The sequence below is a fragment of the Clostridium tepidiprofundi DSM 19306 genome (genome assembly GCF_001594005.1).
Taxonomy (GTDB): Bacteria; Bacillota; Clostridia; order Clostridiales; family Clostridiaceae; genus Clostridium_AC; species Clostridium_AC tepidiprofundi.
Window position 1 is genome coordinate 1 of the sequence record NZ_LTBA01000009.1, and the last position, 17,056, is coordinate 17,056.

Consider the following 17,056-nt stretch of genomic DNA (forward strand, 5'->3'; position numbering starts at 1 on the left):
CTGCGTTCCCAATTTGGGTACGCAGGTTATATTCCTTCTTTTTTTAATATATAAGTTGATTATATATCTTTTGAGTTTCCCGATTTAAAATCACTAAAACACTTACTATAAGTCAATTGAATATTAAGGTTTACATAGGTGGCGGAATTTTTACTGATACCTATTATAAAATGTGAAAGATTAAAGAATTTATTATTTTATTCTTAAATTTTAAAATCAGTCCACCAAAAAAACCACCGTAAAAGAGCAAAAATTAAATATATCAGAGTTATAACAAATGAAATACTATATTCAAAATACAGGTATATCAATACTTTATAGGATTGCAAATTTATCTAAGTTTATGTTAATGTGATATGGTTTATAATTCGTAATCAGTAGGTCAGGGGTTCAAATCCCCTCGGGAGCACCAAAGATTTATAAAATATTTAATATCAATGGTTCAGGCTGATTTTAGTCTGAGCCTTTTTTAGCTTTTAAAATTGTTTAAAGGTAAGAAATTAAACTACAAAGTTAATAAGAAAGCATAAGCAGATGAGCATGATTGATAAGCTGATTTAAGGTAGAGAATTATATGATCTAAAGCAAAGATTGTAATTTTTTCGTTATAATGTGGTAAAATTATAGTATACTAAATAAAAAAGGTGGAAAACAGATGGTTAAAAGAAAAATGAAAAATGTTGAAGATGCTGTTATGAAAAGTATTTTGGATGTTTTTAAAGAGGATGCACTGAAGTTTTTTGGAATAGATTCTAAAATAATAACTGCTGCAAGAACTGAATTAAAAGATTTGCAGATTAACACATCATTTATGGATTATACCTTTTTACTGGATGATGGTTCATTTATACACTTTGAATTTCAAACCACAAAAAATAGGCAAGATTTATCAAGATTTTTAGCATATGATGCTGTACTTCATTACAAAGAAAATAGACATGTTAATACAATTGTTGTGTATTCGTCAGGTATTAAGAATGCAAAAACAAGTATTGATCTAGGTTCTATTAAATATTCAGTTCAAGCATTCTATATGGATAGAATTGATGGTGATGAGCAGTATGAACATTTAAAAAATAAGATAGATCAGGGTGAAGCATTAACAAGACTGGATTTATTGGCATTGGTGTTTTTACCTATAATGCACAGTGAAAAAGATAAAAATGAACGTATTATAGAATCAATAAAATTGGCAAAAGAAATAAAAGATAAAGAAAATCAGATGAATTCATTGGCACTACTGTATGCCTTTTCAGAAAAATTTATTGATGATAAAAATATTGATAAGGTTAAGGAGGTTTTTAGAATGACTGAACTTGGAAAGTTGTTAAAAGAAGAAGGTATTGAAGAAGGCAGAAAACGAGAATTAGTAAGAACATCTATAAGATTACTAACAAAGAAATTTGGCATATTACCTGAGGATGTAAAGGAAAAATTAGAGAAGGCAGAAATAACGGAACTAGAAATAATAGTTGACAGTATATTAGATTTTAACAAGCTTGAAGAAGTAAATAAATATTTGAAGTAAGAAGTCTGTCAAGGGCTTCTTTTTTAGTGTGTATTATTTTAGTATTGCATTCGGTAATTAAATAGTATAAAATTAGTAGAAAAATAGTATTTTTTTATTTTGTTTGGACATATTATAAATAAAGGTGGTGAGCGTATCATGAAAGAATTAATCGATAAAGCCAATGAACGCTATTTTACTAAAAAAGAACTTAAATATAGAATACCTAGAGAAATTAATATTGATAAATTTTGGGGTAAGCTGCAGGAAGAGAGAAAGAAAACTGCTATTTATATTCCATTAAAAGATCAAAACGATAATTTTTTTTATTTTAATATAACTGATAATATAAAAAATAATATGTCCATCATTGAAGATACAGCAACAAGAGATATATTTAAATCAATGCCTTATGATGTAGAAATTTCTGTTATTGCAGATTCGTTAATTGATGAGGCATATAATTCTAGTGTAATTGAAGGAGCTTTTTCTACAAAAAAACGAACTAAAGAATTAGTAGAAAATGATTCAATTCCTAGAAATAAAAGTGAACAAATGATATTAAACAATTATTATGCATTGCAGTATATTTTAAATAATATAGATAATCCATTAAATGAAGAAATAATTTTGGATATTTATAGAATATTAACTAAAAATACATTAAATAAAGATGAAATAGTGGATAAATATAGAAATGATTTTGTTGGTGTATGGGATAGAAAACAAAATTGCTTTTCTTATAAAGCTCCACATCATAGTAAAGTGCAAGAATTAATGAATTCTTTATTATCATTTATTCATAATAATACTGATATTCATCCATTAATTAAAGCTTGTATTATACATTTTTATTTTGTATATATTCATCCATTTTTTGATGGTAATGGAAGAACTGCAAGGGCGATAAGTTACATGTATTTATTGCAAGAAGGATATGATTTTTTTAGATTTTTTTCTATTTCTAGTATGATAAAAGATGAAAGAAAAAAATATTATGAGGCAATAGAAAATACGGAAATATATGATAGTGATATGACTTATTTTGTTGATTATTATTTAACCATGATTGTTAAATCAATGAAAAATGTAATTGATAAATTTGAAAAAGAGTATGGAAAAAGATTAATAAGAGATATTTTGGATAAGGTGGGAATAACATTAAGCAAACGCCAATATAAGGTTATAAACTTTTTTATAGCTGCTAATAAGAATATAATCACAATTGATGAGTATAAAAAGAAAAACAAAATTTCTTATGAAACAGCAAGAACTGATTTAAACCAGCTTACATTATTAGGATTTTTTCAAAAAACTAAGATTGGGAAAAAATATGTTTATAAATTTAACAAAGTAAATGAAATAATTAAAAACATTCAAGCATATTATGGTGATTTTTATTAATTTATAATTTAGTCCGTAAAAACACTCTACCTTGTGCCTGTGGATGTAATGGTTTAAAATAATAACCATAAAAACCTTATAAAACAATATTTGATATAAATCAAAATTATAGTATAAAACTTGTATACTAAGTATAAAATCGTGTAAGATAAAAATAAAAAATGAGGTACTGTTACTAAACAAAACATCCAAAAACAAATAATCAAGGTACAGGGTGTTTATCAAAAGCTATCTAACATTGATGTTGATTGCATCACATATTGATAAGGAGGGAAAGTGCTATACTACTCAGGTGTAAATGCCAATATAATTTTGGTTCTTTCCATACTTAGTTGAATTTATTCTGTTTTGTTGTATAAAATTAAGCTAGTATTTAAATGCGCATAAATATTTGATAATTTTCAACTAACTTTGGAAAGAACCATTCTTGGATTTTCTCTTCATTGAAAACAATGTAAAAACTATAACCGTAATATATCCTAATACTGCAACTATTGATGATTCTATTCCAAATTTTCCTCCTGTCAAAATAAATGATTTTGATAATAATTTATATGAGAAAATAGCATGTTGATTATATGAAACATTGATATCTAATATGTTACCTATCATAATTACATTCCAAATTCCATGAACAATAGCACTACACCAAATTGAACCACTTTCATATACAATTAACGAAAACATGATGCCAACGCTTGTTCCTGCTACAAAAAGTAACAATATGTCAATTATATTCATATGCATTCCAATGGCATGTAGGAGTCCGAAAATAATGGAAGGAATAATTATGGCAATCACTTTTCCCCATCGTTTTTCCAAGGCTTCCATTATTAAACCTCTAAAGACCATTTCCTCAGTTACACCAGCGCCCAAACCAGTGGTAAAAATAGCACGTATCACTATATTTACTAAATGTGCAGTATTCATATTATTCTTTACTAATTCGCCCGAAGTACACAATAATACTGATGAAACTATAACAGGCAATAAAATAGCACATAAAATCCAACGAATTTTGATTTTAGACTTGTTAATATGACATTCTTTTAAAGAAATATGTAATAGCTTATTACAAGACAATTTAATCAAATTATATGAAATTGAAACATAAGATACTCCGAATAGAATTGCTTTTATCCCGGTAGGCAATGGTAAAGCATATACAAGGTTGCTTATTCCCTGTGCCAATACTAATATTAAAATTCCTAAAAATATAGCTAATATTGCTTTTTTTGTAGTGAAAATTTCTTTATCCATGTCTATCCCCCTTTTTAATTAATGTGTAAAATTTCACCTTAAAATGTTCTATTATAACATATTTTCCTTAATAATACGTCTTTAATGCAACATTAATTATATCACATTTTCTATATTTATATAAATTATTTCATATAATTACACGTAAAAAAGATAACTTTTGGATTTATTCAGCGTTCGTTATATATCAAGGTGTTAAAGCTATTTAATACGGGGGTATTTTTTGCATAGGGACACATTTTTAGGGTAATATTTGGATTGGGTATTAAAAGTAACATAACAGAAAATTAATGTAATTTATTTCAAGGTTACATTTATGTATAATTATGTTAAATATCAATTGATAAATTATAAGTAAAATGGTATAATTTAAAATTAATGATAGCATTTTAAAATTTACTTGTTGTTTTTGTTAAATTGACTAACAATGTAACAGAAGGTTAGCAAAATGAACGAAATAAAGAAATTTTTTCAAATTTCTAAATTTTTGAACAATGAAGAGATGATGATACTAAAGACAAAAACATTTGAATAACGGAAGAAGTAATTCGGGAGGAAACTATTGTAAAGATATTTGTTAATAGTATATGATGTTTATAATTTGATTTTAGAATAAGCCCATAATATAGATTAATTATGGACTTATTTTATCGATTCTATAAGATTTCCATTTCTATAAGTGGGAGATTGAAGCGTTTTGCTTCAGGTGGAATAGAGTCTCCATCTGAAGTACCGATGTTTTGCTTTAGTAAAACGAGTTCACTAAAATTCATGTATGTGCTATATAGGAGGGAATATATGTCATATATTAATATAAAAAAATTAGAAAAAGTTTATCATGTTAGGGGTACTTCAGAAAAGATTACGGCTATAAAAGGAATTGATTTAAGTATAGAAAAAGGTGAAATTGTTGGTTTAGTAGGATTAAATGGTGCTGGTAAGACGACTTTAATAAAGATGGTATGTGGCATAATAAAACCTACGGCAGGTGAAATTACAATAGGTAAGTATATTCCTTACGATAGAAAACGAGAATTCTTAAGAAGTATAGGGTTAGTTATGGGTCAAAGGACACAATTATGGTGGGATATAAATCCACTTAATAGTTTTAAAATAGAAAAAGAAATTTATAAGATTTCTGATATAGATTATAATAACAGGATAGAGTATATGACTTCATTATTGGATATAAAAGATAAATTACATACACCTGTAAGACAATTGTCACTTGGACAAAGAATGAAAATGGAATTAGTCCTTTGTTTAATACATAAACCTTCTTTATTGTTATTAGATGAACCAACTATTGGACTTGATATAATGAGTCAAGTAAGTTTGAGAAAATTTATATATGAATATAACAAAAAAATGGGAAATACTGTACTTATAACAAGTCATAATATGAAAGATATAGATGAAATTTGTGATAGGCTTATATTGCTAGATAAAGGCAAAATAATATTTAACGCTCCCAAATATAAACTTTATGAAAAATATAAAGATATAAATATATTGTGCATAAAAACAAATAAAAAAATAGATACATGTGGATATAAATTTATAACAAATGAAGATTATAAAAGTCAAATTATAGTAGAAAAAAGTTGCGTGGAAAAATGTATTTCTGATCTTAAGAAAAAAAATAAAATAGATAAGTATTCTATAAATGACGTAAATCTAGAAATTATTATTAGAATGATATATGGAGATTCTTTTAATCAGGATGGTGTTAAACATGAAGACATTTAAAGGAATTTTACTAAATACTTTTATAGAAAGAAAAATATATATGTTTAATACAGTTATGTCCGTATTATTAGGATTTATTCCTGTATTAGTAATGATATTTCTATGGAATGCAATATATAAAAGTGGACTAAAGATAGATGATTTTAATAAAAATAGCATAATAACATATTTCTTTTTGGTATATATAGTGTCTAATATTACAGAAGCATCTAATATAGCTAGAAAAATTAGTGGAGACATACGAAGTGGAGCTATAAATAATATATTGATAAAACCTATTAATCATTTAAAATATACTTTTTTATTATATTTGTCAGATAAAATAATTGATACAATAATAACAATTATTCCATCAATTGTTTTTGCTTTTCTTGCTAGAAAATATATAACAATAAATTTACATAAAATGGTACCGTTTTTGTTGGCTCTAATAATAGGGTGTATACTTAACTTTTTAATATATTATATAATTGGACTAAGTTCTTTCTGGAGTATAAATAATGGAGGTATAATACAACTATGGAATAATTTAATAGCAATAGTATCAGGAAATAAGTTTCCTATATCATTTTTACCTATATTTTTTCAGAAAATACTTATATTATTACCGTTTGAATATACGGTGTATTTGCCTATATCTATATTATTAGGGAAAACATTAAGTGTTACTACAATTATGATAGAATTTTGTTGGATAATAGTAATGTATATATTATCAAAAATAATATGGAAGAAAGGGGTAGCATTAAATGAAGGAGTTGGTATGTAATGGTATATAATAGGCTATTAAAAACTAATTTCTATCGTGAAATGACATATAAAAGTAATTTTTTTACATTTATGATTGTAAACCTTGTAGGATATTTAGGAGATGTTTTATTTTACATATTGATATATAATTTTGTGGATTGCATAAATGGGTGGACAAAATATCATATGTTAGGGTTAATTGCAACAGTTTGGATAATAGATAGTCTAAATGGGGGTATGTTTCATATGAATGTACTTAGAATTCCAAGGTATGTACAGACATATGATTTAGATTTTATGCTTATTAAGCCAATAAACTCAAGATGGTATATGTCAATGAAATTTGTGAGTTACGGATTATTATTGGGTGTTCCTTTTGGTTCAGCACTTTTAATATATAGTATGGTGAAGGTAGGAATAAGGATATCTGTGTTTAAGATAATCTTATATGTGATAGCTTTGTTTTCAGGAACTTTAATTATGCATAATATATTTTTTATGATTACTATTTTATCTATAAAACATGTTAAAGTAAATGCATTAATGAGCGTTTTTTGGAGCATATTAGAGGTTGGTAAATATCCTGAATTTATATATCCATCAAAAATTAGAAAGATTTTTGTGTTTATAGTTCCGGCTATAGTTATATATAATTATCCAATAAATATACTTGTAAATGAATTTAATATACTAAACGTGTGTATACTATTTAGTATAGCAATTTTATTTACACTTATTACCCAATTTACGTGGAAGTATTTCTTAAAATATTATTACAAATAGAAAATGGTAATATATTATATAAATAATCATAAATATAATAATGAAGTATACTAAAAGACAGCTATGCACTATAAAATTGTAATGATATTCTTGAAAAACGGTTTAATTTAATGTATACTGAATATAGTGTATTGTTTTTAATTAATAATATATGCTAATTGATAAAAAATAAACAAATTAATATGATTATAAACTAAGGTTGAGAAGAGAGAGCCGCATTAATTTCAAGTATTATGACTTGAGTTATGTGGTTTTTTGTTTTTATGCCAGATGAAAATTCAGAAAATTATGAAAAAGATGATAAAAAATTAACAATGTTAAAGTAATAATTAAAATATAATGAAATAAATTTATCATGATTAATTAATTTTTATGGGGGGAGAATATATGGGAAAGTATATCATGGCATTAGATCAAGGAACTACTAGTTCAAGATGTATTCTATTCAATAAAAAAGGAGAAATAGTAAGTGTTGCTCAGAAAGAATTTAAGCAGATTTATCCTAAGGCTGGCTGGGTAGAACATGATCCTATGGAAATATGGTCTTCACAGTTTAGTGTTGCAGCTGAAGCAGTAGCCAAAATACATGCTTCTGCAAATGATATAGCTGGTATAGGCATCACGAATCAAAGAGAAACAACTATTGTTTGGGATAAGACAACGGGTAAACCTGTATATAATGCTATTGTATGGCAATGCAGAAGAACTGCATCTATGTGTGATGAATTGAGAGAAAGGGGACTTGCTGAAACTATTAGAGAAAAAACTGGTTTGATATTAGATGCTTATTTTTCAGGCACAAAGATAAAATGGATTTTGGATAATGTAGATGGTGCGAGAGAAAAAGCAGAAAAAGGTGAGCTTTTATTTGGAAATGTAGATTCATGGCTTATATGGAATTTGACAAAAGGTAAGGTTCATATAACTGACTATACAAATGCATCAAGAACAATGTTATTTAATATTCATGATTTAAGATGGGATGATGAATTATTAGAGGCTTTAGATATACCTAAGTCAATGCTTCCAGAGGTTAAACCATCTAGTCACATATATGGTAACACTGATAAAGTTTTATTTGGTGCTGAGATTCCAATAGCAGGTATAGCAGGGGATCAACAGGCTGCTTTGTTTGGTCAAACATGTTTTGCACCGGGTACTGCTAAGAATACTTATGGAACTGGTTGCTTTATGCTAATGAATACAGGTGAAAAGCCTATAATGTCTAAAAAAGGTCTTTTAACTACTATTGCATGGGGTGTTGATGGTAAAGTAGAATATGCACTTGAAGGAAGTGTTTTTATAGCAGGGGCAGCTATTCAATGGTTAAGAGATGAATTAAGAATGATAAAAAATGCAGCTGAATCTGAAAAATATGCTACTGCGGTAGAAGATACTAATGGAGTATATATGGTTCCAGCATTTGTAGGACTAGGAGCACCTTATTGGGATCAATATGCTAGAGGCACAATTGTTGGACTTACTAGAGGAGCTAAAAAGGAGCATTTAATAAGAGCAACATTAGAATCACTAGCATTCCAAACATATGATGTATTGAAAGCTATGCAAGAAGATTCAGGAATTGAGCTCAAAAAATTAAAAGTTGACGGGGGAGCATGTGCTAATAATTTCTTAATGCAGTTCCAATCTGATGTATTAGGTGTACAGGTTGATAGACCAAAAGTCATTGAAACTACTGCGCTTGGTGCTGCATATCTAGCAGGACTTGCAGTTGGATATTGGAAAGATAAAGAGGAAATAGAAAAGAATTGGGAAATAGATAAGTCGTTTGAGAGTCAAATAGATTCTGATAAGAGAGAAGAATTGTTGAATGGATGGCATAAAGCTATTGAAAGATCTAAAGCGTGGTATGAAGAATAATCGGCATAAGAGTATTCAAATGAGCATCAGATATTAAAGAAATGAAAGTGAACTCGTGTTTAGCTAAAGCAAAACATAGGGACTTTGGGTGGAAAATCTATTTTGACTAAAGTAAAAGGCTTCAATCTCCTAATTATAGAAGTAGGAGATTGAAGAAATGATGAAATATTTAAATTAGCATTAAATATTTAAAAATGCAAATAAATTTGAGGGGGAAAGAGTATGTCAGAGTATTTGGCTGAGTATTTAGGTACTTTAATGTTGGTATTATTAGGGGACGGAGTAGTAGCAAATGTTGTTCTTAATAAAACAAAAGGCCAGAATTCAGGGTGGATTGTAATTACAACTGGTTGGGCTTTGGCAGTTGCAATACCTGTTTTCATTTTTGGTCCAATAAGTGGAGCACATATAAATCCAGCAGTTACAATAGCTATGGCATCAATAGGAAATTTTGCATGGAGTAAAGTGCCAGGATTTATTGCTGCTCAGATGGCAGGAGCATTTACAGGAGCAATACTTGTATGGTTGCATTATAGACCTCACTTTGATGCTACTCCTGATAAGGCTGCTAAATTAGGAGTATTTTGTACAGCACCGGCAATTCGTGACTGGAGCTCAAATATGATAGGTGAATTTATAGGGACTTTTGTATTGGTTTTTGGTATACTAGGAGTAGCAAATACTAAAATGGCAGGTGGAATATCTCCACTTGTAGTAGGAGCAATTGTTTTTGTAGTTGGATTAACACTGGGAGGAACAACAGGATATGCTATCAATCCAGCCAGAGACTTGGGTCCACGTTTAGCTCATGCTGTTTTACCTATAAAAGATAAAGGAAGTTCAGACTGGGGATATTCATGGCTCCCAGTTGTAATGCCTATTCTTGGAGGACTTGTAGGAGCATTAATTTATAACATTATTTTCTAAAAATCAGAAATTAGGCGAGAATAAGAGAGCCATAGCATAAGGGAATAATTCCTTAATGTTATGGCTTTTTTGCATATAAGGAGGTATAATATGTACGATATTACAATTATTGGGACAGGAGTTATTGGATGTAACATAGCAAGGGAGCTTTCAAGGTACAATCTAAATATATGTGTACTAGAAAGAAATTCAGATATTGCAGAAGGGACAACTAAAGCAAATAGTGCCATAATTCATGCGGGTCATGATGCCGAGCCGGGTACGTTGAAAGGAAAATTAAATGCTAGAGGTAATAGTATGTTCGATAAATTGTCTAAAGAATTAGATTTCCCTTTTAAGAGAAATGGTTCTCTTGTTTTATGTTTTGATGAAAATGAAAAAGATAAGCTTTTAGAACTTAAAGAAAGAGGAGAAAAAAATGGAGTTCCTGGTTTGGAAATTTTGGAAAAGGAACAAGTATTAAAAAGAGAGCCTTACTTATCAGAAAAAGTTGTTGCAGCTCTTTATGCACCAACTGGAGGAATTGTGTGTCCATATGAAATGACAATTGCTTTAGCAGAAAATGCTTATACAAATGGTGTAGAATTTTATTTTAATACTTTTGTTAATGATATAGAGAAAAAGAATGATTATTTTATAGTTAAAACAAAGAACAAATATATTGAAACTAAGATTGTAATAAATGCTGCGGGTTTATATGCAGATAAAATAAATAATATGGTTAGTGAAAATAAAATTAATATAATTCCACGTAGAGGAGAATATTGCTTATTTGATAAGTCGGTTGGTAATATGGCTAAATGTACATTATTTCAGTTACCTACTGAATTAGGTAAGGGCGTACTAGTAACTCCTACTGTGGATGGAAATTTGTTAATTGGACCTAATAGAATAGAAATTGGTGATAAAGAAGATGTAGCAACTACTCAAGAAGGAATAAGCGAAATTTTAAATAAAGCTAAGCTAACTTTAAAAGAAATTCCAATGAGGCAGCTTATAACTTCCTTTGCAGGACTTAGAGCACATTCTTCGGAAGATGATTTTATAATTGGGGAAGCAGAAGATGCTAAAAACTTTATTAATGTTGCTGGAATTGAATCACCGGGATTATCAAGTGCACCTGCTATTGCTGAAATGGTGGTTAATATTGTTAAAGATAAATTAAATCCAGAATTGAATAAGAAATTCAATCCAATAAGAAAAGGAATACCAAAATTTAGAGAAATGAGCAATGAAGAAAGGAAAGAATTAATAAATCAAGATGCATCATATGGAAGAATAATATGTAGATGTGAAACGGTTACAGAGGGTGAAATAATCAATGCTATAAAAAGACCACTTGGAGCAAGAACATTAGATGGAGTAAAAAGAAGAACAAGGGCAGGAATGGGAAGATGTCAATCAGGTTTTTGCTCAACGAAAATAGCCGATATACTTTCAAGAGAATTAAATATTTCTAGAATGGATATTGTCAAAAACGAACAAGAATCAAAAATTTTAATAGGGAAGAATAAGACATTATAATATTAGAATGGAGGAAGCTGTTATGCTTAATTATGATATTGTAATCATAGGTGGTGGTCCTGCGGGTCTTGCAGCTGCTATAAAGGCAAAAGAAGATGGAGTAGATAATATATTAATATTGGAAAGAGATAATGTTTTAGGTGGAATTCTTAATCAATGCATACACAATGGATTTGGGCTTCATACATTCAAGGAGGAGTTAACAGGACCTGAATATGCTCAAAGATTTATTGATAAAGTAATTGATATGGAAATACCATACAAGTTAAATACAATGGTAATAAATATAAATTCAGATAAAACAATAATTGCTGTAAATGAAGAAGAAGGATTATTAGAAATCAAAGCAAAAGCAATAATACTAGCTATGGGATGTAGAGAAAGGCCTAGAGGTGCTATTAATATACCAGGAGATAGGGGAGCTGGAATATTCACAGCAGGAACAGCTCAAAAATTTGTTAATATAGATGGATTAATGCCAGGACGTGAAGTAGTTGTGCTCGGTTCTGGAGATATTGGTCTTATTATGGCTAGAAGAATGACATTAGAGGGGGCAAAAGTAAAAGCTGTTGTAGAATTGATGCCATATTCTAGTGGACTAAAAAGGAATATTGTGCAGTGTTTAGATGATTTTAATATTCCATTAAAATTTTCTCATACTGTAATAAATATAAAAGGTAAGTATAGAGTAGAGGGTGTAACCATAGCTAAAGTTGATGAAAATAGAAAACCAATAAAGGGTACTGAAGAATATATAAAATGCGATACACTTTTGCTTTCTGTGGGTCTTATTCCAGAAAACGAGTTATCTAGAAATGCAGGTATTATGCTATCAAATATCACAGGAGGACCTATTGTTAATGAAAGTTTACAAACAAATGTAGAGGGTGTATTTGCATGTGGAAATGTTTTGCATGTACATGATTTAGTTGACTTTGTAACAATTGAAAGCTATAATGCTGGGAAAAGTGCGGCAAAATATGTTAAAGGTCAAAGATTCTCTAATGAAGGTAGCATAAAAATCGAAGCTAAAGATGGAGTTAGATACACTGTACCTAAAAGCATCAATATTGACAATGTAGAAAAAATGGTTGAATTGAGATTTAGAGTTTCAGATGTATATAAAGATAGCTATGTTTCAGTATACTTTGATGATGTTAGAGAAATTTATAAAAAGAAAAAAATACTTACTCCAGGTGAAATGGAAACGGTTATTATTACGAATGAAATGCTAAAGAAATATACGGATACTAGAAAAATTACAGTTAGAATAGAATAATTGTATTCTTGGAGGTGATAAAATTGAGTAATAAGGTAGAATTAACATGTATAGGTTGTCCAATAGGATGCCAGTTAGAAGTAGAAATAGAAGATAAAAAAATTATAAAAGTAAAAGGAAATTCATGTATAAGAGGAGAAATATATGCTAAGAAGGAATGTACTAATCCTACAAGAATAGTTACATCTTCGGTGTGTGTTGAGAATGGAGTTATTGATGTAGTTTCTGTTAAAACTGAAAAAGATGTACCTAAAAACAAGATTTTTAAAGTTGTTGATGAATTAAAAGATGTTGCAGTTAAAGCACCAGTAAAGATAGGGGAAATTATTGTGGAAAATGTTGCTAATACTGGTGTGAATATTGTAGCAACTAAAAATGTTGAGGCAAGGTGACGCTGAAAGAAGGAGTGTAGCTATAGTGAATTTAAAAGACATGATTGTAGAAAATCCAGTAATTGCAGCAATTAGAAATGATGAAGAATTAGAAAAAGTGTTATCTAGTGATGTATCAATTGTTTTTATTCTTTATGGAACTATAACAAATGTATCGGATATATGTAATAAGTTAAAGTATAAAGGTAAAATTATTTTTATTCATATTGATTTTATAGATGGTATAAAAGCAAATGCAGCGAGCATTAAGTTTTTAAAAGATAGCTTGCCAGTCGATGGTATTATAACAACCAAAGCGTCAAGCATAAAATATGTTAAGCAAAATGGTTTGTATGCAATACAGAGAATATTTCTTATAGATACGCTTTCGGTCGAAACAGGAATAAAAAGTGTTTATGAAACAAAACCGGATGCAATTGAAATAATGCCTGGTATTGCAAGCGATGCTATTAAGGATATAAAAAACAATGTTAGAATACCTATTATTGCTGGTGGTCTTGTAAAAACAAAAAAAGATGTAATTAATGCTCTTTCATCTGGGGCAGTTGCAGTTTCAACGTCAAAATCAGTATTGTGGGATTTATAAAAGGTATAAGGTATTTTCAAAAAAATAAGGCATTTGAAAGAAAATAACAAGTCAAAGATGCGAAGTATATTTTGTGAACTGTTATTTTCTTAAATGCCTAATATTTGAGAATAATTATTTGTGATAAAAGCTATATTTAGTAATAATATATAGCTTTTATTTTTTTTAGCTTATAATGTATGAAAAAAATGTTGAAATAGATAATATATTGTAGTAATATATTCGTATGATTTGACGTGGTATAGAAAACTATATATTAATGTATACTTATAATATGGTTAAGAAAGATAAATGAAATCGATATATTTAAGGAGGCAAGTAAATGGCCGTTAGAATAATTACAGATAGCACATCGTATCTTCCAGAAAGCCAAATTAAAAAATATGACATAATAATATCTTCATTAAGTGTTGTATTTGAAAATGAAAGTATTAAGGAGATTGACATAGATAATAGTTCCTTTTATGAGAGACTGGAAAACAGTACAACCATACCTAAATCTTCTCAGCCCTCAATCAGTGAACTTTATGATATTTTCGAGAAAGAAGTGAAAGCAAAGAATGATATAGTTGGAATATTTATATCTTCTGAAATGAGTGGTACATATTCTTCAGCTTGTATGGTAAAGAATATGATATTAGATGAATATCCAGATGCATCTATTGAAATTGTTGATTCAAGGTCAAATTGCATGCAACTTGGTTATACAGTTATATCTGCAGCTAAAGCGGCGCAAGAAGGAAAAAATATTAGTGAAGTTGTTTGTATTGCACAAAAAACAATAAGAAGCAGTAAGTTCCTTTTTATTCCAAATACATTAGAATATTTAAAAAAGGGTGGTAGAATAGGGAATGCAAGTGCGTTAATAGGTTCTTTATTGAAGATAAAACCAATATTAACTGTATCAAAAGGTAAAACAGATATTGTTACCAAAGTGAGAACAAAAAAGAAAGCCCTTCAGACAATAATAGATATATTTATTAAAGACGGCAAAGAGTATGGTTTAGAAAAGGTAATAGTGCATCATATTAATGATAGAGAAGGTGCAATGGAATTTGCAGATCAAATCAAAAAAATAATTGGGAAACAGGTTCAGATAAGTAATATAGGCCCTGTTATTGGAGCACATGTTGGACCAGGTGCATTAGGAATAGTGTATTGTACAAACAATGAAATGGTATAAATAATGATATGATAATTTTTGAATAATATAGACCCTCATATTTTATTGTGAGGGTCTATATACATATATTAACCAAATAATGCATAATTTAACTTAGAATTTATGAGAGTAATTTGTTGAAGCTAGTTATTAAAAAGGTATATAATGAATAGGTATGATATAGTACATTACAAGCAGAGGGGGAACAGATTTTGACGAAAAAAAAGAAAGGTGCTTTGGTGGTATCTGTAATAATAATTGTTGTACTGATTTCAGGTTTTTTATATGCTTTTTATTCTTACGAAAAGTATAGTCATGTCATCAAAAAAAATAATATAAAATTAAAAGGTGATATTAACACAAAATCGGATGAAAAAGGTGATGAAAATTCTAAAAAAGAAAAAGATAAATATAAAGAAATTGATGGTATATCAAATATTCTACTGGTAGGTATTGATGCAAGAACGCTTAATGAACCTTCAAGATCAGATGCAATAATGATTTTAACATTAGATAATGTACATAAAAAAATAAAACTAACATCGATAATGAGGGACACATATGTAGAAATACCTAAGCATGGAGAGCAAAAAATAACACATGCTTTTGCCTATGGAGGAATAGATTTATTAAAGGACACTATTGAAAGGAATTTTAAAATTAAAATTGATAACTTTGCAATTATTAATTTTGATGGATTTAAGGAATTGATAGATAGTATTGGCGGCTTAGAGATTAATGTAAAAGATAGTGAATTAAGAGAATTAAACAGATGTATATTGTTAGAAATACAAGATAATCCAAAGTTAAAATTAAAAGACGCACACTATTTAAAGAAATCTGGCTTGCAACTTTTAAATGGGCAACAAGTACTTGCATATTCAAGAATGAGGCATATAGGAAATGGATGCTATGATAGATCTAAAAGACAGAGATATGTTGTTAATTTAATTGCTGATAAATTAAGGGATACTTCATTGCTCAAATATCCAACTGTTGCTCAAAAATTGCTTAAATGTGTAAGAACTGATCTGCAGTTTACTGAGGCACTAAATGTTGCATATACGGCATATAAAATAGGAGATTTTAACATAGAACAATTGCAAATACCAGCTGATAAGTTAAGTTATGGGCGAATTTATAAGGATAAAGGATGGGTATTGCTAATAGATAAGGAACAAAATACTGATGTTCTTCATAAATTTATTTTCGATGATATTAAGTATGATCCTTCGAAATATAGGACTTTTATATATAGTAAATCAAAATATTATTATAAGCCACCAGTGGAAAAGAAAAAGATTGATGAAGATAAAAAACAGGATAATACAGATAAAAATGATGCGGGCAAACAAAAAGATGTTAATAATCAAGATATTAATAATCAAAACGATACAGACAAATCAAAAGAAAATAATGAAAAAGATACTATAGATAATTCTAAACATAATAATAAACAAGAAGATAATATTAAGAATGATGATTCTACTAATAGTGAAACAAAAGATGAACAAGATAATCAAAACAAATTAAATGATAATGATAAGCAAACAAAACAAACAGAAGAAGATGATCAAACGGAAGAAAATAAACAAACTGATCAAGATAAACAAACAGAGCAAGATAATCAAAACACTGAACAAAATAAGAATAAGAATAGCCAAAACGATAAAAGCAATGATAATGCAAAAAATAAAGATAAGCAAAGTGATATAGTAGATTTAGATGATAAAAGTTTTTATGAAGATGCTACTTCGAATGATAAAGTAAATACTAAAGCTAGTAGTGATAATAATACGGATGAAAAATCAAGCGATAAACAATAGTTTATCTTAAGGAGTTGGTTACGAAA

The 17,056-nt window shown here is 28.5% G+C and carries 14 protein-coding genes; 13 read left to right on the forward strand and 1 reads right to left on the reverse strand.

Features of this window, described 5'->3' with window-relative positions; all coding sequences use genetic code 11:
- The first annotated feature begins 655 nt into the window (after positions 1-655).
- Together CLTEP_RS05615 and CLTEP_RS05620 are read left to right on the forward strand one after the other, a co-directional pair.
- Positions 656-1,528, forward strand: coding sequence for a DUF4351 domain-containing protein (locus CLTEP_RS05615; protein ID WP_066823882.1), 873 nt, complete (start codon positions 656-658; stop codon positions 1,526-1,528).
- Positions 1,529-1,666: 138 nt separating this feature from the next.
- Positions 1,667-2,911 carry a Fic family protein gene (locus tag CLTEP_RS05620; RefSeq protein WP_066823884.1) on the forward strand — a complete coding sequence of 415 codons (1,245 nt, stop codon included), beginning with the start codon at positions 1,667-1,669 and terminating at the stop codon, positions 2,909-2,911.
- A gap of 405 nt (positions 2,912-3,316) precedes the next feature.
- Here the strand turns inward: CLTEP_RS05620 and CLTEP_RS05625 are convergent, their stop codons facing one another.
- Entirely contained in the window at positions 3,317-4,171 is an 855-nt protein-coding gene (locus CLTEP_RS05625; protein WP_066823887.1) for a CPBP family intramembrane glutamic endopeptidase, read from the reverse strand.
- 798 nt (positions 4,172-4,969) lie between these two features.
- On the opposite strand from CLTEP_RS05625, the gene CLTEP_RS05630 reads away from it, so the two are divergent.
- The 11 genes from CLTEP_RS05630 to CLTEP_RS05680 all read left to right on the forward strand — a co-directional run bounded on the left by CLTEP_RS05630 (position 4,970) and on the right by CLTEP_RS05680 (position 17,030).
- Positions 4,970-5,920 carry an ABC transporter ATP-binding protein gene (locus CLTEP_RS05630; protein WP_066823889.1) on the forward strand — a complete coding sequence of 317 codons (951 nt, stop codon included), beginning with the start codon at positions 4,970-4,972 and terminating at the stop codon, positions 5,918-5,920.
- Positions 5,907-6,689 (forward strand): ABC transporter permease, encoded by a 783-nt coding sequence (locus tag CLTEP_RS05635; RefSeq protein ID WP_066823892.1) that lies wholly within the window; start codon positions 5,907-5,909, stop codon positions 6,687-6,689. The genes CLTEP_RS05630 and CLTEP_RS05635 overlap by 14 nt, the downstream gene beginning before the upstream one ends.
- Entirely contained in the window at positions 6,689-7,453 is a 765-nt protein-coding gene (locus CLTEP_RS05640; RefSeq protein ID WP_066823895.1) for an ABC transporter permease, read from the forward strand. The genes CLTEP_RS05635 and CLTEP_RS05640 overlap by 1 nt, the downstream gene beginning before the upstream one ends.
- Before the next feature lie 387 nt (positions 7,454-7,840).
- On the forward strand, positions 7,841-9,334 hold the full coding sequence (glpK, locus tag CLTEP_RS05645; protein ID WP_066823897.1) for a glycerol kinase GlpK: 1,494 nt from the start codon (positions 7,841-7,843) through the stop codon (positions 9,332-9,334).
- 222 nt (positions 9,335-9,556) lie between these two features.
- A complete protein-coding gene (locus tag CLTEP_RS05650) occupies positions 9,557-10,261 on the forward strand; it encodes an MIP/aquaporin family protein (RefSeq protein WP_066823900.1) in 705 nt (234 codons plus the stop codon).
- A 90-nt stretch (positions 10,262-10,351) separates the two neighbouring features.
- A complete protein-coding gene (locus tag CLTEP_RS05655) occupies positions 10,352-11,785 on the forward strand; it encodes an NAD(P)/FAD-dependent oxidoreductase (RefSeq protein ID WP_066823901.1) in 1,434 nt (477 codons plus the stop codon).
- Positions 11,786-11,807: 22 nt separating this feature from the next.
- Positions 11,808-13,064, forward strand: a complete 1,257-nt coding sequence (locus CLTEP_RS05660) for an NAD(P)/FAD-dependent oxidoreductase (protein ID WP_066823902.1) — start codon at positions 11,808-11,810, stop codon at positions 13,062-13,064.
- A 23-nt stretch (positions 13,065-13,087) separates the two neighbouring features.
- Positions 13,088-13,456 (forward strand): DUF1667 domain-containing protein, encoded by a 369-nt coding sequence (locus tag CLTEP_RS05665; RefSeq protein WP_066823904.1) that lies wholly within the window; start codon positions 13,088-13,090, stop codon positions 13,454-13,456.
- Positions 13,457-13,481: 25 nt separating this feature from the next.
- Positions 13,482-14,042: a glycerol-3-phosphate responsive antiterminator gene (locus tag CLTEP_RS05670; protein WP_066823911.1), complete on the forward strand. Its 561-nt coding sequence runs from the start codon at positions 13,482-13,484 to the stop codon at positions 14,040-14,042.
- Between the two features lie 322 nt (positions 14,043-14,364).
- Positions 14,365-15,225 (forward strand): DegV family protein, encoded by an 861-nt coding sequence (locus CLTEP_RS05675; protein ID WP_066823914.1) that lies wholly within the window; start codon positions 14,365-14,367, stop codon positions 15,223-15,225.
- A 191-nt stretch (positions 15,226-15,416) separates the two neighbouring features.
- Complete coding sequence (locus tag CLTEP_RS05680) at positions 15,417-17,030, forward strand: LCP family protein (protein WP_066823918.1); 1,614 nt, start codon at positions 15,417-15,419, stop codon at positions 17,028-17,030.
- Positions 17,031-17,056 lie beyond the last annotated feature (26 nt).